The organism is Fontivita pretiosa, from assembly GCF_050410795.1.
In the GTDB taxonomy this organism is placed as follows: Bacteria; Planctomycetota; Phycisphaerae; order Tepidisphaerales; family Tepidisphaeraceae; genus Fontivita; species Fontivita pretiosa.
Genome location: NZ_CP191258.1, coordinates 4,829,854 through 4,855,914, shown reverse-complemented (window position 1 = coordinate 4,855,914; position 26,061 = coordinate 4,829,854). Strand labels below are relative to the sequence as shown.

Below are 26,061 nucleotides of genomic sequence, written 5' to 3'. Positions count from 1 at the left end.
ACGGAAGCACGGATGAACGCAGATGTGGTTTCATCTGCTCAGCCCGTTCCCACTGCCCCGCCTGCCACCGCCGGAACCAATTCCTGCGGCGGCGCCTGCGCAAACAGCTTTCGGCTCTCCTCCACGTACTCCAGCATTCTCTGCGGCGTCAGCGATCGCCACTGGAGGAACTGCTTTCTCAGCTCCGTGAGGAACGTGCGGTTCATGCGATACCAGCTTCCGTCATCGCCGCTGAGCCGCTGGAGGATCACCTGCACTTCATAAATGTCCGGGAACTGCCCGGGGTGGATCAGCAGCATCACGTGCTGCCGCACGCCCAGATCAAACGGCGTGAGCCACACAACCGTCTTCAGCCCGCGTGACAGCCGATGCTGCTCGTCCTCGAACGTGAACGTCTCCACCTTGCCCGCGGAGAACTTGCCGATGCTGCCTTCCTGATGGGCGTCGAAGAACTCGGCCAGATAGGCCAGCGCGCCCTCGGCGGCGGTTCTGTTAATCGTGAAGGGCAACTGCGCTATGATCTCATCCCCCTTGGGCATCGGCACACGCCAGGTGCGCTCGATGCTGGGGGCGGCGATCTTGCTGGCCAGCCGCGCCGGAACCAGCGCGCTGAGCAGCACGATGATCAGAATCAGCCCCATCGTCAGCATCGCGCTGGTGCCGGAATAATTGAGCGTGACGTTGCCCAGCCAGCCCATTTTCAGCAGCACGGTTCCGGCACCCTGCCCGATGATGTAGCCGAAGACGGTGCCCAGCAGCCCGTAGGTCATGGCCTCGGCGACGAACAGCGCTCCGACATGCATCGGCGCCAGACCCAGCGAGGTATAGACGTGTATTTCGCGGCGTCGCTCGGCGATCGAGCCCATCATCGTGTTGAAGATGATCAGCCCGGCGATCGCCAGCGGGATCGCCACCTGCCCTGCCCCGCTCACCGATGCCAGGTTGCTCGCCGCCACCATCTGCACGCCGTCGGAAAACCCCGCGAACAGCGCCAGCGCGTACCGCTTGGCCAGCTCGTCGGCCAGTGCCTTGACCTGCTGCTCGCTGTCGAGCCTGATGCCGACGCTGCGGAGCGAGGCGTTGTGGATCATCCTGGATATGCTGGACGGCACGATCACGAACTGCGAGCTGGGCAGGTGCTCGTAGGTGCCGCCCAGTTCGGCGGCGGTGGATTCGGCGTCCAGGTCCAGGGATTCGACGGCGGTGTCGTCAAGCCTTCGTCCGCCCGCGTCCAGCGCGCCGCTGGAATACTTCAGAGGCGCCAGCGGCTCGCCACTGAGCATGAACACGTTGTGGTCAAACTCCTCCGAGTCGTAGATCCCCGCCACGCTCAGCTCGATCCCGCCGACGTCCACGCGGTCGCCGACCTTCACGCCGATTTGCTCGGCGGTGGTGCGGCTGAGGTACACGATCTGAGTTTCGCCGTTCTCCAGCCGCTGGAAGCTCTCGCCGATCACTTCATCGATTTTGGACAGTTCGCTTTCGCCCGGCGACAGCCCCAACACCGCCGCCACCGCCGCCACGCGGGGCGGGTTGCCGTCGTGATGCCCGCCGGCCACGATGTTGATCATCTCCCTGGGGTCGCCGGCGTTGACGTTCCACCACCGCTCGACGATGCGTCGATCGCCCACGGTGTTGGCGATCACCGGGCGCAGGCTCTGCACCACTGCGGGCGGCATCTGCCTGAAGCCGCGTTGACGCAGCATCACGCCGAAGTGACTGGTCTGCACGCCCGCCGGGAGCGTGGTCGTATCCAGGTATCTGGCCGCGCTGGTGAAGCACAGCACCGCAAACGTGATCAGCACAATGGTGATGCTGGTCAGGGCGGTGCGGAAGCGACGGCGACGCATGTTGGCGATCCCCAGCAGCACGGCGCTGAGCAGCACGCTGGCCCGCGCGAAGCTCGCGATCGTCGCCGACCCGCGCCCGGATCGAATCCGCTTCAGCTCCGTATCGAACTTCCCATAGACCACCGAGATCACCACGATCGACATGAAGATGATGGCGAAGGCCAGGATGATGATCAGCGGGCTGGCGGAGATCTTGAACGCGGGGTGGAAGCTCCACAGCACCGCGGTCATGATCGCGAAGATGACACAGATGCCGGCGATTTGTTTGTAGACGTTGGGCGTGCCGATGAGCAGACGCTCCATGCAGAACGCAAACGGCACACACAGCAGCAGCAGAAAGATCGCCGCCCGGATCACGTCGCGGGCCATCTCCTGCGCCGCGGAATAGACCCGTGCCTCGTTGGCCCAGGCGCCGTTGGCGTGACGGATGAGCTCAGCGCCCTGGTTGGCGGCGTGCGCGGCTTCGGCCAGCCGGATCTGCTCGGCCGAACGCGCGTGAAGATCATCCAGCAGGCTGCTGGAGACTCCGGCCTTGCGATACTGGCTGAGTCGCAGCTCGTCCAGTCGCCAGAAATCCCGGCTGGTCACCAGCGACAGCGGACCGAGGTTGTTCAGTTGCTCCGCGGTGAATCCGAGTCCTTCGCCGCGGACTGCGGCGCCACGACTGCTCCTGTGCCGGTAATCTGGTTGTGGGTTCTGGCCAGGGCTGCGTTGCGCGGTCGGGGGATTGTGGGTGTTCGAGACAGAACCCTCACCCCTGCCCTCTCCCGGAGTACCGGGAGAGGGGGAACTGCGCGCCTCTGCCGGAGCACCGGGAGAGTGGGCACTGCGCGCCTCTGCTGGGGTACCGGGAGAGGGGGCACTGCGCGGCTCTGCCGGAGTACCGGGAGAGGGGGAACCGCGCGGCTCTGCGGGGGTATCGGCGGGAGGGGGCATGTTGAGCAACAGCAGCCGGTTGCCCACCCGGCCGTAGCGGATCGGCAGATACACGCGCGATCCCGGCTCGATGAAGCCGGCCAGGAGCTGGTTGTGGATCGTCACGTTGTAACGCTGCGGTTCAGCATTTCGGCGGGCGTCGAGGATGATCACGTCCCCCAGCGCCTGCAGGAACCGCGGGTCATACACGCCGGCCAGCGTGAACTCCTCGCAGTTGAACACCAGGCTGCGCATCGGGTTGAGGTCCTGGCGGAGGTCGGCATAGAGCTTGATGTCGCCGGCCTGCTTGCCCAGGTCGGTCGATGCGGTGATCGCGCCGCTGTCCGGATCGATACGGAAGACCTCGACCGCCAGGTACAGGTAGTCGCGCGCGTAGTTGGCGTCGATGCGGGTCAGCCCCTCGAAGATGTAGTTGCCTTCGGCGTCGCAGTCACGGACTTCGTTGCGGCGAATGCCCAGCGTCCAGGGGATCCCGCGGAACTGCGGGATCTTCCGCGACACGCCGGTGACGTAGTAATACGTCGCCAGGAAGCCATCACGGGGCAGATCCGGCACCGGCCGGCCCGATGAGGGACTGACCACCTGCCCGCGCACCGTATTGCGGTTGCGTTTCAGCTCCAGCGGGCCGCGGAATTTCGGGTCGTTCCAGGCCCTGCACAGCACTTCACGCACGCCGTGAAGCTGCGGAACAATCGCCTGCACATTCAATCGATCCAGCGTGTCGTTGGGCGTGTCACGAAGCAGCCGAAGATCGTCCAGCGTGATGAACGTCATCCCCGGCACGCCCCACACCGGCGCCATCTCCGAAACGATCGGCAGCGGCGAGGCAATGAAGCTCTGGGGCGATCGCGACTGATTCAGCGGCTCAAAGTCGATCACCTGCCTCACCTGTCCGAACCACTCGCTGGCCGGCTCCTTCCTGGCAAAGCCGCGATCCACCTTCGAGAACCAGTCGCGGTAATCCTGAATGTCGGTGATGTTGCTCGTCCGCTGGTATTGCCCGAAGAACACCGGCCCGGCGCGCACTCCGTTGTCCGACAAATCCAGCCCCACCAGCAGCTCGATCGGTCGCTGATTGTTTTCCCGCTCCGAGGGATTGGGATTTCGCCCCACGCAACTGGTCAGCCACTCGTACAGCTCGATACGGCGGCGAAGCTGCGCCGCCCGGTCGTCGTACTGCTCGACCAGCCCGGACACGTGACCGCCGCGATCGTCGGCCCCGCCGCCCAGACGCTGGATCGTCCGTGCCACATACTGCCGGGCATGATCGATCATCTCCGGTTGGGCCAGATCCGCGGGCCTCTGGCTGAAGGCGTATTTGATGCGGCTGAGCAGGACCTGGCGATCAGTGAGGCGTTTCTCCTGAGCGTCGGCGTCCGGGTCGCGCTGCTCCGGCGACTTCATCCGCAGCCGAAACAGTACATCCTGCTCCAGGGCGCTGTCGGTTTCGATGATCTTGACGATGCGGTCGATGAGCTTGCGATCCCGCACGATATCAAGCTGCCAGGGCTCGGACGCCACCTGGCGCGCGCGATGCAAGTCCCGCTCGGCGACGGCGCGAGCCTCGGCCAGCGACTTCAGCTCCTGCCGCCACCGCGCCGGCGCCTCGCCCAGCGCCAGCAACATGTTCCGCGTCGCGATGAACTGGATTGAATCCCCGCCAGAGAAGTAGATCACCACCGGACGATCCAGCGGATGGCTGGCCAGGTCGCGCAGCAGCGCCAGCCCCGCCGCCGCCTGCACCGCCTGACTGGCCCCGGGCGAAAGATCCGGCACCAGCGAGCTGGAATCGTAGGGCACGGCGATCATCAGCGCCGCTGGCGGGACTTTCGGCTCCCAGCCCTCAATCAGCTTCACGCGCGGTGGCACGTAGGCGTAGAAGTTGATCGCGGTCTTCCGCTGCCACGTGACCTTCGCCCGCAGCGTCGCCTCGCCGTCGATCAGGCTCTTGCGCAACCGCTCGGCCAGTGGCCCCTGCGGCACGTAGAACCGCGGCAGGTTCACCGGCAGCAGCAGATCATGCGAGCGAAGCTCATGGTGATTGGTCTGCTCGCGACCCAGAATCAGAATCGCCCTGGCCCCGAAATACGCCGCCTGCGTCCACCGATCCGCGGCGCTGGATTCGACCACCGCGATTTGCCCGAGCACGTCGGCGGGCGGGATCTCTTCGGGCGTGGCCGTCCCGCAGTACACGAGCCTGCCGCGAATCCCCGCCGCAGGCGTGGCATTGACCCGTACGCTCGCCGGCCAGAAGGGGTAGACACGTTCGGCCGTTCCGTCGGGCAGCGTCAGAGTCGCCTGCTCCGTGACCGGAACCATGATGGGGAACTCGTGCCGCTGAAGCTGCACCTGGGGCAATGAGCGGATTTGCGATTCGACGTAATCGGCGGCGCGATAGTATCCGTCGCTGCCGACAATTCGCGACGTGTGTGAAGCAATCGCCTCCAGGTCGCGTCGGAACTGCGCATCGTCGATCTGCGCTTGGGCGCTGCCGATCAGCGTCAGCGACAGGACCAGAGCAAGACAACATGAGACGCAGCGCATGACACAGCGCGCGGCAACTGAAACGCTCTCAGACTGCACGTCGCACAGTGTAGGTAATTGCCCTATCGAATCAAACCCGCGCGACGTGCTCGCACCGGCACGCCAGCCTGTATCACGAGCGACCCGCCTGTCGTTTATACGTATCTCGGACCGCCCGCGTTTTCGCTCAGACTCCCAGGTGCATGCGATGAAAGCCCAGACGAGCCATTCGTAGCATGGCCGTCCCGGCCATGCAGGGTGCGCTCGAGTTCGAAGTCCGACATGCGGGCTGTTCATCGCTGCATGTTCCTGGGCACCGGCGAGATGCCTGTCGTTGTCCCGGCGGTGGATTTTGCTTGAAGCGCGGGCGTTGGCGACGTACATTGGCCAGTGCGTAATCGTTTACCTCGACACCTGTGTCTTCGCCGCCCCGGAGGGTTGCATGCCGCCTGTGGTTGTCTGGTGCCATCGTCTGCCGGGTGTGATCTCATTGTTGTGCCTGCTCGTCGCCGCCGGCACCGCGCAGGCGCAGTCCGGTACGCTCGGCGGCGGCGCCCTGGCGCTTCGCTCCGGCGGGTTTGCCTCGGGCAGCGGCTGGACGTTGGATGACAACGGTTATGTCGGCACCTACATCACGCTTTCCAGCGCGGCCACCGTGACGTTCCAGATCCAGGCAGCCGGCAACGTCACCGCGGGCGGCGCCACACCGAGACTGAGCCTGGCCGTGGACGACTCCAGCATGAGCTGGAACGTCTCGCCTTCCTCAGGCCCGTACACTCATAACGTGTATCTTCCGGCCGGGACGCACTTCGTGCGCGCGGCGTACGATAACTTCGCTCCAGCCGCTGCCGGTTCGCTGACCATTCAGAGCCTTCAGGTCAGCGGCGCATCCCTGGCCAACGTCAACAGCAACGCCAACGCGATCGCCGCCGCCAATACGTACATCAACAACTATCGCAGGGGCACTGCGACAATAACCTTGACCGGCCCGGGCGGGATTCCGCTGTTGCCGGGCACGCTGGTCAACGTCGATCTTCGCCGGCACGCGTTCAACTTCGGCACAGCCGTGCCCGGCAGCAGCCAGAGCGGCGTGGCCAGCTTTCTCAGCAGCACGGGGCAGTACTACTCCAACTTCCATCCGCGGCTGATCCAGAACTTCAACATGGTCGTGCCGGAAAACGCCGGCAAGTGGGCCAACAACGAGGCCACGCGGGACGTCGTGCAGATGGGCAACGTCGATCTGGTCCTGAATTATGCCGAGCAGAACCATCTGCGGGCGAGGATGCACAACCTGATCTGGGGCAATCAGCAGCCAACGTGGGTCAGTCAACACCTGAGCAATGGCAGCGCCGGTTCGCTCAGTGCTCTGCGCGACGAGATCAGCGAGCGGATCGACTACTACATCGGCACCGGCAGCGCCAGCGACCGCGCTCGCCGCTACAGCGAGGTGGACATCTACAACGAATCGGTCCACACCACGCAATACTGGAACGCCTACGGCGCCTCCGGCGTCGCGGGGATCTACAACGAAGCGGCGGCGGCGATCGCGGCGTCAGGCTCCAACGCAAAGGTCTTCGTCAACGAGTACAACGTCTTCCAATGGGGAGATGCCTACGGCAACTGGTATCGCCAGCACATCGAAGCGATCCGCAACGCCGGCGGAACCGTGCAGGGCATCGGCGCCCAGTACTATGTCGATACCAGCGCCAACGCGAACATGTGGTCGCCGCACGGCGCGGCCCGCATGATGTCCGTGCTCCAGGGACTTTCGGTAACCGGCCTGCCCATCGCCCTGACGGAGTTTGGCATCAAAAGCACCGGCACGGGCACCAATACCCAGTCCACCGATTCCAACCTTCACGCCAGCATCCTCGAGGACTGCGTGCGGATGATGTTCGGCACGCCCAACGCCACCGGCTTTACCATGTGGGGCTTCTGGCGCGGCGCGATGTGGGATCAGGCCACCTACGGCGCGTTCTACGACATGAACTGGAACCTCACGCCCGTCGGCGCGCGATGGCAGCAGCTCATGGCCGAGTGGGATACCAACCTCAATGCGATCGTCAACCCCGACGGAACAATCAGCTTCACGGGATTTTTCGGCGACTACAACGTCGGCGGCTACAGCGGCTTTGCCAACCTCAACTTCGTCAAGGGCACGGACCGGTACAACTTGACGCTCGCTGCTCCGCCGGACTGGCACTTCTGGAACGCTTCTGCCTCAGGCGATTTTGAGTCGGTTGCGAACTGGAGCAACGGCGTTCCGGGAGATGTCGGGCATACGGCACATTTCGGCGGCGCAACTGGCGCGCGCATCGTCGGCCTGAACACCCCGCGCACGCTGGGCATGATCAACTTCGACAGCACCGGCACATACGAGCTGACAGGCGGCGGGACGATTACGATGCAGGGGCCGGGAGATTCCGTGGCGATCAACGTGGTGGCCGGGCAGCATCGCATCGCCGTCCCCATCGTGCTGGCCGACGACCTGAACCTCTGGATCCGCGACGCCCAGAGTGCGCTGCGACTCAGCGGCGAGCTGGACGCCTCGGGCCGAACGATCACCAAGACCGGCCAGGGCGAGGTTGCATTCAGTCGCCTTCGTGCCGGCGGGCTCGATATTCACGAGGGTCGCGTCGTCATCCCCGCCGCATCACAGGCGAACGATCCGTCAACGCTGGCCAGCGTGACAACACTCTCGATCGCGGCGGGCACCCGGCTGGACCTGAACAACAACAGCCTGATCGTCAACAGCGGCAGCCTCGCGACCATCACCGCGCAGATCAAAACCGCTCTGGAAAATGGCGGGAACTTCGACTGGCTTGGCCCGGGCATCGGCAGCACGCAGGCCAATGTCCAGAACACCACCGCCGGCAGCTTCCTGTATGGCCTTGGTGTGGTGCTGAACGATTTGGCCCAAGTGGGAGGCAGCGGGCCGATCTACACCGACTTCGCCGGGCAGAGTCTGACCGGTAATGAGATCCTGGTCAAGTTCACCTACTTCGGCGATGCCGACCTCAGTGGCTCGATCGACGCCACCGATTACAGCCTCATCGACAACGGGTACGTGAACAGCCTCACCGGCTGGATCAATGGGGACTTCGACTACTCCGGCACGATCGACGCGACGGACTATGCCCTGATTGACAACGCGTACGTGAATCAGGCTGGTCCGCTTGCCGAGGCACTGATCGCCGAGCATGCCCGGATGTTTGGCGGAGAATATCTCGCGGCGCTGAACGCTGTCCGCAGCGGCGTCATTCCCGAACCGTCGAGCATCTGGACGGGTGTCACGATTTTCGTAGCCGCCGGCGCAAGCCAGCGGTCGCGTGCCCGAAGAAGATGCAAAAGTGCAGTCGCTTGATGTCGGATCCCGGGCGCCGGGCGGCAGAACATCGCATCAGAACCAGTTGCAAATGAGTCCGCTCGCGGTGGCGGCGGCACACGAGTGCCTCAATCGTGTGCCGTCGCAATGATCCTCGCGCCGCAGTGGACGCTTCATCGCAGCTTGCCCGACTGCACCAGCGCCAGCGCATCCGCGTACGCGCTGCCGTACAGTTTCGTGTGCAGCTCGATCAGCTCCTCGGGCGACAGCGGCTCGTACTTCTCGGCCCACTCATCGAACAACTGCCCGGCCGCGGCGGAGTAGACGTTGTCCGGCCCCCCTCCCGCAAACAGCGGCCCGCCCTGGTTCACCCACGCGTTGTCGAACAGCGCGATATCGGTGGCGTCGATCACGCCGCTGTAGTCGAAGTCGCCGTTGATCCAGTCGCTCAATTCATTCACCATGCCATTGTCCAGGAGGCTCGCATCCGTCGCGTCGAGCTGGCCCGAGAGGTCCGCATCCCCCATGTAGGTGAACTTCACGAGCACGTCACTGGCGACGACGCTCTGGCCGGAGAAGCTCGAGTAGATCGCTCCTGAGCCGCCCACCTGCGACAGGTCGTTCCACAGCACGCCCAGGCCGTACAGGAAGCTGCCGGCCGTGCCGTTGTGCGTGTGGGCCTCCGTGGAGCCGATGCCCGCGCCCTGCCAGTCGAACGCGCCGCCGTTCTCCAGGGCGGTCTTGATCAGGCCGGTAATTTCGTCCAGTCCACTGCTTCCCACGTTCTTCACGATCATGTCGTTGTCGTTCAGGTCGAGCTTGCCGCTGCCGCTGATCGTGATCCCGGTGATGGTCAGGACCTTGTCGGCCCCGCTCAGCAGCCGCGCCACCCCGCCGGCGCCGATGGTAAGCTCGCCGATCCGCTGCGTGGCGTCGAAGCGGACCAGGGCGCTGCCGCTGCCGGCGGTGTTGACGTTCACGCTGTCATCGCCGGCGCTGGGCGCGATGATGACGGGCATCGTGGAGGTGTTGTTGACCGTGATCGTGTCGGTTTGCTCGGCCCCGTTGATCGTCACGGAGCTGAGCGAACCGGACGGATAGATGAACGGCTCGCTGTTGACGGTGATCACGCGGTTGCTCCCGCTGGTCGTGACCGAGATCGTGTCTTGGAGCTTCGTTCCCTTGGCCGTCAGCGCGCCGCTGGTGATCGCCAGCCCGAACACCCGACGGTGCGGGCCGGGAATCGGGCGGTTGGTGTCCCACGTCAGCGGCTGAGTTGCTCCGTTGTCGTGAATGGACACCCCCGATGGGCCGGTTATCTGTTGGTATTGCTCGTACCGATTGTGGCGGATTTCCCCTGTGGCACCGCCGTCGGTTGCCTGGACACTGTGGCCGCCGTACGAGTAGTTGTCGTAGTTGTCAAGGTTCAACCCACCAAGTTCGAAAATGTACCGCACGCCCCGATCATGAGCCGTGTCGTAAATCGGCGCGGTCATGTAGTTGCGCCTCGTGATCGTATCGAAGCTCCAGTACACGCGGACGCCGTTCGTAATCTGTCCGTCGAGTGGCACGGAGTAGGCGTAGCTGTTCAAGGTGAAGTACGTATAGGGCTGATTCTGCGGTTGGTAATAGTAATTGTCCTGCACGATCGTGCCCGCGAGCATCGGGTTCGTGGGAGAACTGGCCGGGGCCGCGTTGCTCTTCCCCTGCAGTTCGACGGCCTGATTCCTCACGATGTTGAAGTAGTTCTGCTCGACGAACAGCTTTGTGTTCTGGTTTGCTTGCCCGTCAACGTGCATTCCGGCATTGCCGGTGAACTGATTGTTGGCGATGACCAAGTCCTCCCAGTTGTACCCGTAGATACCCCATGAACCGGACACGTTGAACACGTTGTTGATGATGTTGGTGTTGAGAAAGCCCGACGTGAACTCAATGCCGTTGTAGTTCCCCGGTCCGCTCACGTTGAAATAGCTGTCTGTGATCACCACGCGCTCATTCTTGCCGCTGCCGCTGATGTCCGCGAAAATCCCGTGCCTCTCCAACGTCAGGTTCGTGAACTTCATGTTGAACATGTCTGCGGGGCCGTGTTCTCGTGGATGTAGAACACTGTGTTGTTCTGCGGGTTGGCGTCGTTCGCGGTCGATCGAATGATGCTCTGCTGGCCAGTGGGCGTCGCATCGGTCCCCGTTGATAAGATCGTATCGCCCTTGTGGATGCGCCCCCCGCCCTTGACCAGAATCTTTTGGCTGACCAGGTACTTGTCGTTGGCGGTATTCCCCGCAGGAAAATAGATCACGCTATTCGCGGGAGACTGGTTGATCGCCTGTTGGATGGCGGCATAGTCGTCTGCGCTGTCGTTCGGGTTCGCGCCATATGCCGTCATCACGTTCACCACCGTCGGATTTGCTGTGGGCGTCGCGGCGCGAGCTGTACCTGAGCTGGAAATCCCCGAGTCGCCCCCGGTCAAGCTCGTTGCCCGAACGCGGAAGTGGTAGGTGGTGCTGGCTTGCAGACCCGTGATCCATTTGCTTCCGGTGTTGGGAGCGGCGACGATCGTCTGGAAGGATGAGAAGTTCTCGTTGGTCGAATACTCGATCTTGAACCCGTCCTCGTCGGTAGACTTGTCCTGCCACGTGACGTTGACCTGATCGGGGCCGATGGTCAGTGCGGTAAGATACTGCGGCGCAGCAGGCGCGCTCAGCAGGCATCGTTTCTCCAGCGTTTCAATGGATGAGAATGTGCATCGACGAAGCGACCTGTTCACTTGCTTCGCAGCGCGTGCGCCACGAAGTGAAAATCGGCGCGCGCCGTTACGGGGCTGAAGTCCTGACATGGGAAACCTCCTTCTGAGTTGCGGCCCTGTCGGGTCGGAAACCGCGCGTTGAGCGGAGGTACGGCTTCGAGGTGAGCAAGGAGAGTTGCCGCATCCTGCGGCTCATGATCGTGGTAGCTCTCGATCTCGCGCATGTCGCGCCTCCACCCTGAGCGCGCCAAAAATATATCAACGGCTCCAGATGCTAACATGCGTCGCACCTAACCTATGTCAAGACCAGAAGCACCGGTTATCCGGTGGCAAATTGCCGCAGCTTGGGATGGCCCGGAAATGTCGCACGTTTCCGCGCTTTTGGTTGGCCGGCGAGGTTAACAGAGGATAAGCTGAACTGGAAACGGGAGGCATCAGGTGGCACGTGCACTTGCTCACTCGGGCACTGTGGTCTCGTGGGTGTTGGGCTTTTTACTGACAGGCGCGCATGTGCAGGGAGCCGACCGCTACTTCATCGGGCTACCGTCGGGAGGTACCGGAAATTGGAGCGAGCCATCGAACTGGACCGCTGCAACTATTCCTCAGCTAGGAGACGCCGCGTGGATCGCCAGCGATGATCCCTTCGACCGCGCAGTGATGCTGGACGCCGACGCATCGATGGGCACGTTGACAATCGGGAACACCGGCGGGGGGTTAACCACGCTCTACCAGAATGGTGAGTTTGATCTCACCTCCTCCTCGGAGGTCCTCGGCTACGGGTGGATCGCACCGGCCGGCGGGCCGTGGCTGGCCAACTCGCGCGCTAGTCATGTTCAGAACGCCGGCGCGAACAGTGTCGGACTCCTCATGCTCGGCGACTACAACAGCTATCAGACGCCCGCGTCCGGTCTGTACGTACTTAACGGCGGAACGCTGACTGCCGACGATCTGACCATCGGGAACGCTGGCTATGGGACGTTCCAGCAGAACGGCGGCATGGCCAACGTGGTCGGTATGTACTTGAGCTACATGCCGAACGCCCTGTCCAGTTACACCCTCAGCGGAGGGACCCTCGCCGTTGTCGCGGAACATGTGGGCTATGCCGGCAACGGGACCTTCCTGCATGTCGCCGGCGCGCACGTCATCTCTGGCCGCCTGTCCATCGGGACCAGCGGGGCCAGCATTGGACAGAACAGCGGCACCTACATCCTCAGCGGATCGGAAGCGACGCTGCTGGCGTACGAAGAGTGGATCGGGCGGCACATCCCGGCATTTTTCATTCAGTCCGCCGGCACGCACACGGTCAGCACACGGTCTGTGCTCGGCTGGGGTCACTTGGCAACCTACGACCTCAGCGGCGGGACCTTCACCGTGGGCGGGACCCTCGAGCTTGGCTATGCTGGCAGGGGCACCCTCAACCAAAGCGGGGGAGCGGTGACGGTGGGAACGAAGTCCACCACCGGGCTCATGACCGTCGGCGTGAACGGGTGGGGCTTTTACAACCTTCTGTCCGACGCCGCCACGCTCAGCGTTTTCGGGACTGAAATCGTGGGCTACAACGCCCGCGGTATCTTCGACCATCGCGCCGGCACTCACCTCGTGAGCGACAGGATGATCGTCGGCTCCATCTCGATTCCGACGAATCCGAGCCGCTATCTCCTCGACGGCGGAGAGATGCGAATCGGCAACTCGGCACTGATTGGCGTCTTCGGATCGGGCTACCTCGCGCAAACCGGGGGGACGTTCGCCAGCCCCTTTGTCGAGATCGGCGGTGAAGGCAGCATCACTTGGTCCGGCGGAGGTTTCTCGGTCGCCACCCTTTCCTTGGCCGGGCGGATGAGCCTCGGCGCCGGCAGCGGGCGGACGCTCGTGGTGAGCGCGCTGGACATTACGGGCAGCGGCCGGCTGGACCTGAACGACAACGCCGCCATCGTCACCACGGGAAATGAGGCGACGATCGCGGCGCGGATCAAGAGCGCGCTGGAGAACGGCGGCGCTTACGACTGGGCCGGGCCGGGGATCGGCAGCACCTTTGGCGCGATGCAGAACGCCGCCGCGGGGAGCTACCTCTATGGCCTGGGCGTGCTGCGGAACAACGACGGGGCCGGCAATCCGATCCACACGAGCTTCGCGGGCCAGCCGCTGAGCAGCAACGAAGTGCTGGTGAAGTTCACCTGCTTCGGCGACGCCGATCTGTCGGGCAGCATCGACGCCACCGACTACTCGCTGATCGACAACGGGTACGTGAATTCCCTGACCGGCTGGATCAATGGCGACTTCGACTACTCCGGGACCATCGACGCGACGGACTACGCCCTGATTGACAATGCGTACGTGAATCAGGCCGGTCCGCTGGCCGAGGCACTGATCGCGCAGCACTCGCAGCAGTTCGGTGGCGAATACCTTGCGGCCCTTCGCGCGATTCAGTCGGGCGTGATTCCCGAGCCGGCGTCGCTGGGCGCATGCATCACCGGCCTGCTGGCCGGTTCATCCGCTCTACGGCGCGGCGCCAGGCCCGTGAGGCGCCGAATCGGTCAACCGTGAGAGCCTGTCGTACAGGGCCGCGGCAGTGCGGCTGCCTGCGTGCAATGCGTCCAGATCGAACTTCTCATTGGGCGAGTGGACGCGATCGTCCGGCAGGCCGAACCCCACCAGCAGCGTGTCGATCCCCAGCACGCGCTTGATCATGCCCACCACCGGAATGCTGCCGCCCTCCCGCATGAAGGTCGGCTCGCAGCCAAAACCGATGCGCAGCGCCTCGGCGGCGAGCTGCATCGGCCGGCTGTCCACCGGCACCAGCACCGGCTCGCTGGCGCCGAACCAGCTCAGCTCGAGCTTCACGTTGTCCGGGCAACGCCTGCGGATCGTTCGCTCGAACAGCCCCATGATCCGGTTGGGATCCTGATTCGGCACCAGGCGCATCGACACCTTGGCCGATGCCCGTGAGGGAATGATCGTCTTGGCGCCGGGACCCTGATAGCCTGCGGTCAGGCCGTTGACGTCGCAGGTTGGCCGGGCCCATTTGCGCTCCAGCGTGCTGTAGCCCTGTTCGCCGCTGCCGTGGGGGATGCCGACACCGCGGGCAAACTGTTGCTCGTCGAACGGCAGGCGTCGCCACATCTGCCGTTCCTGCCGAGTCAGCTCGATCACGTCATCGTAGAAGCCTTCGATGTTGACGCGTCCGCTGGAATCGTGAAGCGAAGCGATGATCTGGCAGAGCACGTTGGCCGGGTTCGGCACCGCCCCGCCAAACAGCCCACTGTGCAGGTCGTGGCTCGGACCGGTGAGGATGATCTCGGCATACGCCAGCCCGCGCAGGCCATACGTGATCGCCGGCACGCCGCGGGCGAACTGGTTGGTGTCGCTGACGACGGCGATGTCGGCGCGCAGGGATTGACGATGTTCGCTGATAAACGACTGGAGATGATCCGAGCCGATCTCCTCTTCGCCCTCGATCAGCACCGTGAGGTTGATCGGCAGCCCGCCGTGCGACTGCCAGGCCAGGATCGCCTCGGCGTGGCACCAGACCTGCCCCTTGTCATCGGCGGCGCCGCGTGCGTAGATGGCGTCGGTTCCGGCTTCGGTCTTGCGCACCTGCGGCTCGAATGGCGGGGAAATCCACTGATCCAGCGGATCGGGAGGCTGCACGTCGTAGTGACCGTACAGCAGAACGGTCGGCCGGCCGGGCTGATGGCGGTTCTTCGCCACGACCACCGGATGCCCCGCTGTGGGCATGACCGAAACCTCCATCGCCGCGGCTCGCAATCTCTCGGCCAGCCACGTCGCGCAGCCAAGCATGTCCTGCGCGTGCTCGGGCCTGGTGCTGACCGACGGGATCGAGAGAAATTCGCTCAGCGCCGCAACCGCCTGGGACCTTCGCCCGTCAATGGTCTTGAGGACTTCGTCGAGCATGCCGGACATTTGACCATGCCGCGAGGCAGGTTCCAAGTAGCGACGGACACGGGCAAGTCAGAAGCTGGCGGCTCACCAGAATGTCCCTGCCGTCCGCCGCACCGCGCGGCCGGAATCCAGAGCTGCCCGGCCTTGATGATCCGGCCTTTTGGCGAAGCGCAAGCCGCTGCGATACATTAGCAGATGCCGGCAACCGGTTGTTGTTCGCGGGCAATAACACGATGCTTACCGCATTCATCAAATTCGGAGACGGGCGAATCTCGACGTACACCGATACCAAAACCCTGGCCGCCGCCGTGCGCGATCCCAAGGCCGTCTTCTGGCTCGACATGAACAAGCCGGATGAGCAGGAGCTGGCGTTGCTCGATGACGTCTTCGGCTTTCACCCGCTGGCCATCGAGGACACGATCCAGTACAGCCAGCGCCCCAAGATCGAGAGCTACAATCACATCGGCGACGCGTGCCAGCAGGGGTATTTCTACATGGTCATCCACGGCCCGGACCTGGAAACGTTCCGTGAGAAGCTGCGGACCAAAGAGCTGGACATGTTCGTTTCCGAGCGATACCTGGTGACGATCCATGAGGAGCCGCATCGCTCGATCAATGAACTGCTCAACCGCGCCAGGTCCGATCCGCGCGTGGTGCTCGATCCCGGCATCGACCTGCTGCTGCACAGCATCCTGGACAAGCTCGTGGACAACTACACCCCCATTTTGGATCACATGCAGGAGGAGATCGACACCCTCGAGGAGAAGGCCGCCTCCGACCCCACGCCCGAGCTGTTGCCGAAAATCACGATCCAGAAGCGCGAGCTGCTGAATCTGCGTCGCATCATAGGCCCGCAGCGGGAAGTTATCGCGCAGCTTACCCGCGGCGAGGTGCCATTCATCCGGGAATCGACTCGTGTCTATCTGCGGGACGTGCTGGATCATCTCGTGCGCGCGGTGGAGATGATCGAGCTGTACCGCGATCTGGTGATCGGCGCGCGCGATGTGTACCTGTCCAGCATCAGCAACAACCTCAACCAGATCATGAAGACGCTGACGATCATCACCGTCTGTGCTTTGCCGGCGACGATCATCACCAGCTTCTACGGCATGAACTTCGAGGGCGTGCCCGGCTTCAACGATGTCCTGCGTTCTCCCACCGGCTTCTGGGTCTCGATGCTGGGGACGGTGGCGTTGATCCTGTTTCTGCTGTACCTGTTCCACAGGAGGAAATGGCTGTGACGCGGGCCGGTGCGCCGCGCGGTAGACCGTGATGCACCATTGCTGGAGTCAGATCGCCTATGCCCAAATCATCCGACAGAGACTTGGAGCGAACCTACTCCCGCCGGCAGTTCGCCGCCAAGCTGCGCCGGCTGGCTGACGCCATCGAACGGGCACGCGCCTTCACCATCCAGGTTGCCGGCGAGCGAGTCCACATCCCCGCTGATGCAACGTTCAATGTCGAGCACGAACGCAGCGGCGGCGATGAAGAAATCGAGTTCCAACTGCTGTGGCGGCGAAAGCTCCCCCAGCGGGCAATCCCGAGGAAGTCGCGGCGGTAGTGTGCCCGTGGAAACAGCACGAGCCGGCGAATCTGTCGCCGGCTCGGGTCATGCGCACGAGTTTTCAGTGGCTGCAACTATGCGTGCTGTACAAGCGCCTCGACAATGCGCTGCGCCGCCTGGCCATCCCAAAGCGGCGGCAGATCCGCCGGAGGCGGTTTGCCGTTGGTGACGGCGGCGAAGGCGCCGAGGATTCGCTGCGGGTCGGTGCCGACCAGTTGATTGGTTCCACACTGGATCGTCACCGGGCGCTCGGTGTTGTCGCGCAGGGTCAGACACGGCACGCCGAGCACCGTCGTCTCTTCCTGAATTCCCCCACTGTCGGTCAGGACGACCCGGGCGTGCGACATGAGCTTCACAAAGTCCAGATAACCCGCCGGCTCGATCAGCCGAAGCTGTTTCATCTGGCCGATTCGTGCGGCAATCGGCGAGCGCGCCAGGATCGCGCGCGTCCGCGGATGCACCGGGAACACGACCTCGAGCCGCTGCTGAATCGCCTCCAGCGCATCGAGTATCCGGCCGAACGTGCCGTCGTCATCCACGTTGGCCGGGCGATGCAGCGTCAGCAGCGCATACTCCGACGGCCGGAGCTTCAGATCATCCAGAATCGTTGAAGTGCGGGCTTTTGCGCGACAGCTCAGCAGTGTGTCGATCATCACGTTGCCGACGAAGTGGATCCGATCGGCAGGCACGCCCTCGCGCTTCAGGTTCACTACGCCGCTTTGTTCGGAGCAGAACAGCAGATCGCTGATGGAGTCCGTGACGATTCGGTTGATCTCCTCGGGCATCGAGCGGTCGAAGCTGCGCAGGCCCGCCTCCACGTGCGCCAGCTTCACCCGCAGCTTGGCGGCCACCAGCGCGCAGGCCAGGGTGCTGTTCACGTCGCCGACGACCAGCACGACGTCGGGCTTGTGCTCAAGCACCACAGGCTCGAAGGCGTTCATGATCGCGGCGGTCTGCTGCGCGTGCGAGCCGCTGCCCGCGGCGATGCCCACGCCCAGATCGATCTGGGGGCGGGGAATCTCCAACTCGTCGAAAAACCGCCCGCTCATCCGCGAGTCGTAGTGCTGCCCGGTGTGTACAAGCATCGGTTCGATCCCGCTGCCTGGCGCGCAACTCGCCCGCATGATCGGCGCGATCTTGATGAAGTTCGGCCGTGCCCCCACAACGTTGATGACCTTCAATCCGCAACAAGCCATCTGCGATGAACCACAGGTTGATGCAACGTCCGTCTCGGCGTGCCGAAGGTCCGGTCCTACACGACGATCGGGCACGTCTCGATCGCCTCGCGAATGATCTGGAAATACTGCTCAGCCAGTTGATCGCGATCGAAGTGCCTGCGGACATAGTCATGACCCGATTGGCCGAGCCGTCTGGCCAGCTCCGGATCGGCGGCGAGCTTCTCGATCGCCTCCACAAGCTGCTCGGCATTCTCCGGCTCGATGCAAATGCCACAGCCGGCCTCATTGACGAGCCTGGCAGCGTGCCCCTTGACCCCCAAAATGATCGGTTTCTGCATTCCGGCGGCCTCGAAGATCTTCGACGGCAGCACCGACTCGAACAACTCCTTGCGGCGCAGGTGTACCAAACAGGCATCCACGGCGCTGAGCAGTTGCGGCACGAGCTGGCGGCCGATCAGACCCGTGAAGATGATGTTGTCCAGCCCCTGCTGGCGTGCGGCGCGCTCCAGCCGCTCGCGCGTGGCGCCGTCGCCGACCATCAACAGCCTGATATCCTTGCGGCCGCGCTGTTTGAGAATCGCCCCCGCCCGCAGGACCACGTCCAGTCCCGCCGCCAGACCGATCGTCCCCACGTAGGCGCACACGAACGCCTTGCCCAGCCCGTATTGCGCCCGCACGCTCTGATCGGTGTGGTGCGAGACAAACAGTTCGCGGTCCACCCCGTTGGTCACGATCTGGATCTTCGCCTCCGGCACACCACGCTTGATGAGCTGCTCTTTGTACCCTTGGCCAACGGTCACGATCTTGAACGCGCTGGCGTACATCTGCTGCTCCATCCGCTCCAGCAGCCACAGCAGCAGATTCCGCTCCGAGGCGCCGACGGCATGGATCGATTCCGGCCAGATGTCGCGGATCTCCAGGATGAATGGGATGCGCCGCAGCGCCGTAACCAGCACGCCAGCCCACCCGCAGAAAAACTGCGGGCTGGTGGCGATCAGCACATCCCGGCGGCGCAGGAACAGCGCCAACAGCGTCGCCATGATCATGTACGACACGAAGTTGATCGCCCGGCGTCCCTTGCCCCGGTTGGCCGCCAGAAACGTCCACACCCGCAGCACGCGGATGCCGTCCATCCACTCCTGCTGAAGCAGCCAGTTGCGGTATCCCTTGTACACGATGCCGGTCGGATGATTCGGAGCGCAGGTAATGACGGTCACCTCGTGTCCGTCGCGGGCCCATCGTTTGCACATCTCGTGCACCCGCGAGGCGGGCGCGTTGCCTTCCGGCGGAAAGTAATGCGTGAGGAACAGAATCCGCGTCCTGGGGCAGCGGTGCGGAGCGGCCGCGCGCCGCGGCGAGGGGCGCGAACGACGGATCGATTCCGTCAGCGAAACGATGTCGCCACGCCGGTCCCATCCGGCGTTGACGCGATGTATCCAGTCGCGCAATCTCCCGCTCGAACTGCTCGTCAGCACTGCTGGCATCCCCTATGCTTCGCCGTCGGCAATCGTGAACCCCATGGCGATCCTGTCCCGGCCGCGCGCCCGCAAGGCGATCGCGCGGTTGGCCAGCTTCACACCGAACCGCGGGCAATACCACGAGTCTTCGATGCCGATCTGACACTGGGCCGGCGACGGCACGACGCGGAACACACCGCCGGGGTACACCACCCGCACTCCATCGCTTCCCGCTTCGATGATGCGGCAGTCCGGGTGCAGGTGCAGGCGCGAGACCGCCCTGATCTGCGCATCGGCGAGGATCGTGTCGCTCACCTCGAGCCGCCCGCATTCAAACCAGCGAAACTGGCGACGGTGCCGCGGCACGCCTCCCAGCCGCGTGTAGCCGTCGTGCCAGGCACAAAGCTCAAATCCATCTTCGCGTGGCCTCATGGACAGATCATGCACATGTCCCCGCCGCGCGACGCGAAACACATCCCAGAATTCGCACTGGTCCTGCCCGTTGATCTCGATTGTGTTGTGCGCCCGGGTGGAGCGGCAGTAGGCTCGCATCTCGCCCGGCTCATAGTCGTGCACTCCGCTGTCCACGATTACCCGCTGTCCCCGCAATGACAGCTCGAAACTGAGCATGTCGCCATGCGCGTGGCCGGGCTGGTGGTCAGGCCCGATCGACGCCGCGTCGCAGATCACGTACGAACCGTTGCGCGCCCGAGCGCCAAAGTAGCCCGTGTCCGGCAGCGAAAAGCTGCCAAACGGCGGGTCTTCCGGCTGGCCGCAGTACGCTGCGAGTTCCGACGGCTCGTTGTAGACGCCAAACGCGCTGTCGTTCAGCAGCGCGATCTGCCGGTCTGGATGGCACATCAGCTTCATCGCCCGAACCGCGCGCTCAAGCGGACGACTGACGATTTCCGAGACATCCGCCTGGCCGATGTTCCGCAGCATCGCCAGCACGTAGACGACGCGGCAGTGATACATCGGCGAACGCTCGTAATGTCCACCGTCGGGCAGGATCTGCTCCGGCACCTGCTCTCGCAGAAGCCGGGTGCCGATCTGTCGCCACCGTTGCGCGGCCTGGCCCGCAAAACAGCATCCCACGACCGTCAACGCCGCGGCGTTTTCCAGCAGATGATTGGCCTGAAGATGCGTCTCCAGGTGCCCTGCCAGCCATTCGGCCTGCCGATAGATGCTTGGCCACAGGCGCGACATCAACTCCGGATCGTGCGCGATCTCGCCGCGAAATCTGTCGAACAGCACACCGCACCAGCTCATCAAGCGCAGCGAGATCGGGTACGGCTCCCAGCCAACGTGTTGGCGCGACGGCTGGCGACGGTTGATCCAGTCCAGCACCAGAGCCTTCGCATCATTTGCCCGTTCAATCGCCCAGAGGTGTTCGAAGTATTGGAGATTGTACCGCCACAGGCGCGGCAAATCGGCACGATTCCAGTCCGGTGGAAAGCCGATGGCAACAAGCTGGTTAAGGAATTCCAGTTGTCCGGCCCGAATGCGCTGCGGCGAATTTGAACCGATCATCGGGGACAGGAAACGTCCGCTGGGCTGCCAGGCGATCCCCGCAAACGCCGGCGGCTCCCACCGCAACACCCCCGCCGGATCGTCCCAACTCCGGCGAAGGCGATACGAAATCTGGGCTGCGATCTGTCGCGGCCGCAGATGCCGTACCGTATGCAGCACGCGCATCACCCTCATCCAAGGCTCTGCCCGGCAAGACCACTCGCCCGGATCGCATCGGCGACCTGCGACGTATCCGGCGTCTGCGCCGATCCATCCGCCACGGCGTCGTCGATGGGCTCAATCGCAGCGGCCCGACCCGTGCTCAGCGACTGCACAATTGCAAACGTGACCCGCGTGCTGCGAGCCATGCTCTGTAATGGAATTGGCGGCGAGCCTCCGTCGCGCACCGCCGTGACAAACGCCGACAGCTCCCCGGCAAATCCCTTGTCCTGCCGTGTCTTCACCGTCGCACGCCTGATGCCGTAAAAGGTTGTAAGCCTGAAATCGTCCAGGATCGCCGCCCCACCGGCCGCGAAGACTTCCGCCCGCTCCTTCGGCAATTCGCCTGGCCCCAGCGACACGTACTGGATCGTCGCCACCGAGCCATCTCCGTAACGCATCGTCACCACCAGGTTATCCTGGGCGTTGAACCTTGCGTCGTCAGTGGCGATGCACTCAGCCTGCACCTGCACCGGCGTGGATCCGATCACCGCTTCGCACCAGTCCACGAAGTGACACACTTCGCCGATAATCCGTCCCCCGCCGATGCTGCGGTCCTGAAGCCACGAATCTCGCGGCGCCACACCTGCGTTCACCCGGTATCCGATCATCATCGGCGTGCCGCGCGACGCGAATGCCTGGCGAATCGCCTGGGTGTGCGGCGAGAAGCGACGGTTGAATCCGACCATCAGGCACACCCCCGGCGATGCCTCCACCGCGCGCTCGATCTGCTCCAGCTCCTGAGGCGTCATGCAAAGCGGCTTCTCGACGAACACGTGCTTGCCCGCGGCAAGCGCCTGGCACACCAGACGGGCATGGCTGTCGTGGCGCGTGGCGATGAAGATGGCCCCGATGCGCCGATCTTCCAGCAGATCCGACACCTCGGTTGTCGCCCGCGCAAAGCCGAACTTCTGTGCCGCCTGAGTCGCCGTCATTCCCGTGGCCGTGCACACGCCGACCAGCTCAAGACCATCGAGCTTCAGCAGGTGCGGGATCAGCACACCTCGGGCGAAATTGCCCGCCCCGATCAGCCCCACGCCGATGCGATCCGCCCGGCCGATGGCCCGGATCGGACGCAGCTCGACCGCTCGCGCTGCCTTCGTCGGCGCCGCATGCGTCGGGTAGTTGATGACCATTCCGAGGCACGGCTCGCTGCCATGCTCAAGCAGCTCATACGCCCGCATCGCATCGTCGATGCCGAAGCGATGCGTGATGAGCCTGCCCGGAGTAACTTTTCCCGCCGACAGCAGTTCCAGAAAACTGCTCATGTTGCGCTGCTCGGTCCAGCGCACATACCCGATCGGATAATCCTGGCCACCTTCCTCGTAGTGCGGATCGTAGCGTCCGGGGCCGTACGACATGCTCAAACGAAGATCCAATTCCTTTCTGTAGAACGGCTCGCGCGGTATCTGCATCCCGACCATGCCGACCACCACCACGCGCCCCTTGACGCGGCAGATCTCCGCGGCATCGTCGATGGGCTGATTCGAAGCGGTGGCGGCGGTGATGATGACGGCATCGGCGCCGTGCCCGCCGCTCATCGCCGCCGCCGATTCTCTCAGTCTCTCTCGTCCAACTGCATCGTCGGCGCCGCACTGCCGGGCCAGCGAGCATCGACCAGCGTCAAGATCACAGCCCAGCACGCGACATCCCGCTGCCTTGAGAATCTGCACCGTCAGCAATCCCACCAGCCCCAGCCCGATGACCACCACGCATTCCCCCAGCCGCACATCCGCCTGCCGCACGCCCTGCATCGCAATCGCCCCCACCGTCGTGAAAGAAGCATCTTCGAAGCTCACGTTCTGCGGGATCCGCGCCAGCAGGTTCCTGGGAACGTAGTTCAGCTCCGCGTGTGTGGCATAGCCGGCTCCGCCGCAGGCCACACGATCGCCCACCTGCAATTCTCCGGCAACACCCTGGCCAACTTCGATCACTGTGCCCGCACACGAGTAGCCCAGCGCGATCGGAGCATCCAGCCTGGCCAGCGCCTTGTCCATCGCGGCGGTGAATCCTTCGGCGCGGATTTTCCGGATGATTCGACGAACCAGATCCGGCCGCGCCATCGCCTTGCCCACAAGTGATTTCCTGGCCAGCGTGACGATCATTCGCTCGGTTCCGGCGGAGACCAGACTCGCCGCCGTCTGTACGATCGCCCCGCCCGCGCGCAGCGCCGGCGCCGGTACTTCCGCCAGCCACAATTCGCCGCTGCGATATGACTGAAGAATCTGTTTCATTCGCCGCGCCTCTCCCGCACGGTCATCACCCCGCCCAGATACGCGCACACCGCGACGTACACCCAGAAAAGCACCGTCGGCCACGTCAGCGGCGCCATCAGCCATGCCTCGGCCTGCGAGTGCACGAGCATCCCGATAATGCCCGCGACGAGGATGAGTTGCAGGTCGCGCATCCGCGGCTCCGTGCCACGGAGCTGAAGTGATCGCACCCCCGCAAGACACACCGACCCGATCATCCCGTAGAACAACGCCGCAATCACCAGTCCCCCGCCACTGAGCATCGCCAGCGTCGAGTTGCCAAACTCCAGGCTGAACCAGCTCATTCGTCCGGTCTGGAAGACCAGTTCGGCGTCCTCGGGGGTCATCGTCCAGGACAATCCAAAGCCATAGCCCAGCAGCGGTCGCGCCATCCACGCCCGCAACGTCTCCTGGGCCACCAAGGTGCGGCCCTCGCCCAGCAGCGTTTCACGTCCCTTGTAGGCATATTCCCGGAACACATCGCCCATCACCCACAGCAGCGCCCCCAGAGCCGCCACGAACAGAAATCCGACCAGCAGCGAGCCGATCGTCGGCGAGCGCCGCAGCGCCGCATAGGCCACCAGCCCCGCCGCCAGCGACACGATGCCCCCGCGCGACCACGTCGCCACGCACACCACGATGCACATCACCAACCCTGCCCACCCGATCACCCAGCGGATGCGACGACCCGTCCGCGAAGATTCGTGTATGTGCCACATGAGCAGTGGCCAGCCGCAAACCGTCAGCATTCCCAGCTTGTTGGGATTGTCATAAAGACCCGTGCGGTTGATCGGCAGCAGGACCGCGCTGGCCGCCAGCATCGCCAGCATCACCCACCCCAGGCAGCGCAGTCCGGGCGCATCCGGCGAAAACGCATCGCGCAGCGAACGTGAAAGGCAGATTGGAATCAGCACCCCCATGTACAGCGCCAGCTTGAGCATCCCCAGCGATGGCACATACGCTATCGCGCTGGACAACATCCCCGCCGCCAGGATCCATCCCACCCACGGGCCAAGTCTCATGCCCGATGCACCCGACCGCTGCCTGGGCTCAAAGATCAGGATCAGGCACAACGACGCCGGCACCAGCACCCGCGCGGGGTTGATGTATGGAAGCATCTGCGCCCACGGCGTATCCACTATATTGAGCAGCACCCACCCCAGGGTAACCGTCAGGGCAACGGAATCGCGCCATCGTGCGTCTGGCTTGCGAAGCGCACCGGCGTGCGCCGCGGCCGCACGCGGCGACGGCTTTGCGCCTGTCGCCAGCTCCGGCTTGGAATCAGCCGGCCGCAGCCGATACACCGGCCGAAGCCCCGGGATTCGTACGTGCATCACGCCTGTATCCGATTCGCCCATGCGATTTCCGTTCACGTCGGCTGCGAGGTCTTGCTCTGAGTCGGCGCGATCGACGGCGGTGCTGCGGCGTCGCGCGTCTGCTTCACGCAGTCCAGGTAACCCAGCAGCTTCAGCGCCGCCGGGGCCGCGCCTGTCGCCACGACGCGTCGTTGCGCGCACAAACCGAGCTTCGCCCTCAGCTCGTGCTGTTCGCACAGTCGCAGCAGGCACTCGGCCAGGCGATCGGTATCGCCCGCCGCAAAGACCAGCCCGCTTTGACCGTCCTCAATCAAATCCGCGCCGGCACCAACTCGATCCGAGACCACCACCGCCAACCCCGCTGCCATCGCCTCCTGCACGACCACTCCCCAGCCTTCGTGCCCCCGTGTCGGCAGAACGAAAATGTCGGATGCCAGATACGCCTGCCTCAGCTCATCGCCTTGAACGAACCCCGCGAAGCTCACGTGATCAGTCAGCTCGAGCGTGGCGGCGCGCTGCGCCAGAGACAGTCGCATCGGACCGTCGCCGACCAGAAGCAGGTGCGCCCGCGGCACCTTGCGCGCCACCGCCGCAAACGCCTCCAGGAGCATATCCGGCGCCTTGCGACGATCCAGCGATCCGCAAAACATCACGATGATGCCCTGCGCCGAGCCGTTCAGCAGCCGGCCGCGATATGCCTCCGCCGCCGATACCGTCGCCGCCGACGGACGCACCAGCGGCTCAAGGTTTGGCGCATAGGGAATGTTCGCCACCGCCCGCCCCGGCAACAATTGCTCATACTCGCCTGCCGCGATGCTTCCGATGCCGATAGCGCCGGCCGCGCCGCGCAAAAACCACCGCAAATACCGCGCCCGCAACTGCGCCCGCACCCCCAAGCGTCCACGCTTGAACGGATTTTCTCCCCAGTAGACCCACGGCACCTGCCGAGACAGCGCAAATCGCCTGGCCGTGCGCGCGTCGGGCATGAGGTAGGATCCTCCGATCACGAGCAGTCGCGGCGAATGATGTTCCAGCCTCGCCCAAAGCTGCTGATGTCGGTGCCAGTCCTTGCGAAGCCGTGTCGTCCAGGAAAAGTCGCCGTCGAGAATCTCATGCGAAAACGACAACTGTTCGCCTGCGGCAAACTGGCGATCGGATTCCGCCGCGGCGGTGAAGATCACACAAAACCCCGGGCGCTGGCGTTGAAGCTCGGTGTAGAAATCCACCTGGTAGGGGCTGGGGATGTTCGTGATGAACAGCAGCGGCGTGCGGGCACTGTCGGTCATGAG

Annotated in this window: 15 protein-coding genes; 4 read left to right on the top strand and 11 right to left on the bottom strand. The window is 64.0% G+C overall.

Going from position 1 to position 26,061, the window contains the following annotated elements:
* Window positions 1-38 precede the first annotated feature (38 nt).
* Window positions 39-5,330: an FtsX-like permease family protein gene (locus ACQS5P_RS19640; RefSeq protein ID WP_428938316.1), complete on the bottom strand. Its 5,292-nt coding sequence runs from the start codon at window positions 5,328-5,330 to the stop codon at window positions 39-41.
* A gap of 421 nt (window positions 5,331-5,751) precedes the next feature.
* On the opposite strand from ACQS5P_RS19640, the gene ACQS5P_RS19635 reads away from it, so the two are divergent.
* Window positions 5,752-8,673 (top strand): endo-1,4-beta-xylanase, encoded by a 2,922-nt coding sequence (locus ACQS5P_RS19635; protein WP_428938315.1) that lies wholly within the window; start codon window positions 5,752-5,754, stop codon window positions 8,671-8,673.
* Between the two features lie 134 nt (window positions 8,674-8,807).
* On the opposite strand, the gene ACQS5P_RS19630 is transcribed toward ACQS5P_RS19635, so the two are convergent.
* Genes ACQS5P_RS19630 through ACQS5P_RS19620 form a run of 3 tightly spaced genes read right to left on the bottom strand, consistent with a single transcriptional unit; the run spans window position 8,808 to window position 11,601 of the window.
* On the bottom strand, window positions 8,808-10,697 hold the full coding sequence (locus ACQS5P_RS19630) for a hypothetical protein (protein WP_428938314.1): 1,890 nt from the start codon (window positions 10,695-10,697) through the stop codon (window positions 8,808-8,810).
* Window positions 10,694-11,398 (bottom strand): fibronectin type III domain-containing protein, encoded by a 705-nt coding sequence (locus tag ACQS5P_RS19625; RefSeq protein WP_428938313.1) that lies wholly within the window; start codon window positions 11,396-11,398, stop codon window positions 10,694-10,696. Before ACQS5P_RS19625 ends, ACQS5P_RS19630 begins: the two co-directional genes overlap by 4 nt.
* Entirely contained in the window at window positions 11,395-11,601 is a 207-nt protein-coding gene (locus ACQS5P_RS19620) for a hypothetical protein (protein ID WP_428938312.1), read from the bottom strand. Before ACQS5P_RS19620 ends, ACQS5P_RS19625 begins: the two co-directional genes overlap by 4 nt.
* A gap of 214 nt (window positions 11,602-11,815) precedes the next feature.
* Between ACQS5P_RS19620 and ACQS5P_RS19615 the strand changes: the two genes are divergently transcribed.
* Window positions 11,816-13,921 (top strand): dockerin type I repeat-containing protein, encoded by a 2,106-nt coding sequence (locus tag ACQS5P_RS19615; RefSeq protein ID WP_428938311.1) that lies wholly within the window; start codon window positions 11,816-11,818, stop codon window positions 13,919-13,921.
* Here the strand turns inward: ACQS5P_RS19615 and ACQS5P_RS19610 are convergent.
* Window positions 13,874-15,289 carry a dipeptidase gene (locus tag ACQS5P_RS19610; RefSeq protein WP_428938310.1) on the bottom strand — a complete coding sequence of 472 codons (1,416 nt, stop codon included), beginning with the start codon at window positions 15,287-15,289 and terminating at the stop codon, window positions 13,874-13,876. The two genes, ACQS5P_RS19615 and ACQS5P_RS19610, sit on opposite strands and share 48 nt — an antisense overlap.
* Window positions 15,290-15,510: 221 nt before the next feature.
* Between ACQS5P_RS19610 and corA the strand changes: the two genes are divergently transcribed.
* Together corA and ACQS5P_RS19600 are read left to right on the top strand one after the other, a co-directional pair.
* Complete coding sequence (corA, locus tag ACQS5P_RS19605; RefSeq protein WP_428938309.1) at window positions 15,511-16,518, top strand: magnesium/cobalt transporter CorA; 1,008 nt, start codon at window positions 15,511-15,513, stop codon at window positions 16,516-16,518.
* 59 nt (window positions 16,519-16,577) lie between these two features.
* A complete protein-coding gene (locus tag ACQS5P_RS19600; protein ID WP_428938308.1) occupies window positions 16,578-16,838 on the top strand; it encodes an amphi-Trp domain-containing protein in 261 nt (86 codons plus the stop codon).
* A gap of 77 nt (window positions 16,839-16,915) precedes the next feature.
* Here ACQS5P_RS19600 and wecB read toward each other — a convergent pair whose 3' ends face one another.
* From wecB to ACQS5P_RS19570, 6 genes are read right to left on the bottom strand one after another with little or no spacing between them, the layout of a single operon-like run.
* Entirely contained in the window at window positions 16,916-18,037 is a 1,122-nt protein-coding gene (gene wecB, locus ACQS5P_RS19595) for a non-hydrolyzing UDP-N-acetylglucosamine 2-epimerase (protein ID WP_428938307.1), read from the bottom strand.
* A 56-nt stretch (window positions 18,038-18,093) separates the two neighbouring features.
* Window positions 18,094-19,494, bottom strand: coding sequence for a glycosyltransferase family 4 protein (locus ACQS5P_RS19590; protein WP_428938306.1), 1,401 nt, complete (start codon window positions 19,492-19,494; stop codon window positions 18,094-18,096).
* A gap of 12 nt (window positions 19,495-19,506) precedes the next feature.
* Window positions 19,507-21,171, bottom strand: coding sequence for a heparinase II/III family protein (locus ACQS5P_RS19585; RefSeq protein ID WP_428938305.1), 1,665 nt, complete (start codon window positions 21,169-21,171; stop codon window positions 19,507-19,509).
* 5 nt (window positions 21,172-21,176) lie between these two features.
* Window positions 21,177-23,438: a bi-domain-containing oxidoreductase gene (locus ACQS5P_RS19580; RefSeq protein WP_428938304.1), complete on the bottom strand. Its 2,262-nt coding sequence runs from the start codon at window positions 23,436-23,438 to the stop codon at window positions 21,177-21,179.
* Window positions 23,435-24,790 carry an O-antigen ligase family protein gene (locus ACQS5P_RS19575; protein WP_428938303.1) on the bottom strand — a complete coding sequence of 452 codons (1,356 nt, stop codon included), beginning with the start codon at window positions 24,788-24,790 and terminating at the stop codon, window positions 23,435-23,437. Before ACQS5P_RS19575 ends, ACQS5P_RS19580 begins: the two co-directional genes overlap by 4 nt.
* Before the next feature lie 35 nt (window positions 24,791-24,825).
* Window positions 24,826-26,058 (bottom strand): glycosyltransferase family 4 protein, encoded by a 1,233-nt coding sequence (locus ACQS5P_RS19570; RefSeq protein ID WP_428938302.1) that lies wholly within the window; start codon window positions 26,056-26,058, stop codon window positions 24,826-24,828.
* Between the last annotated feature and the right edge of the window lie 3 nt (window positions 26,059-26,061).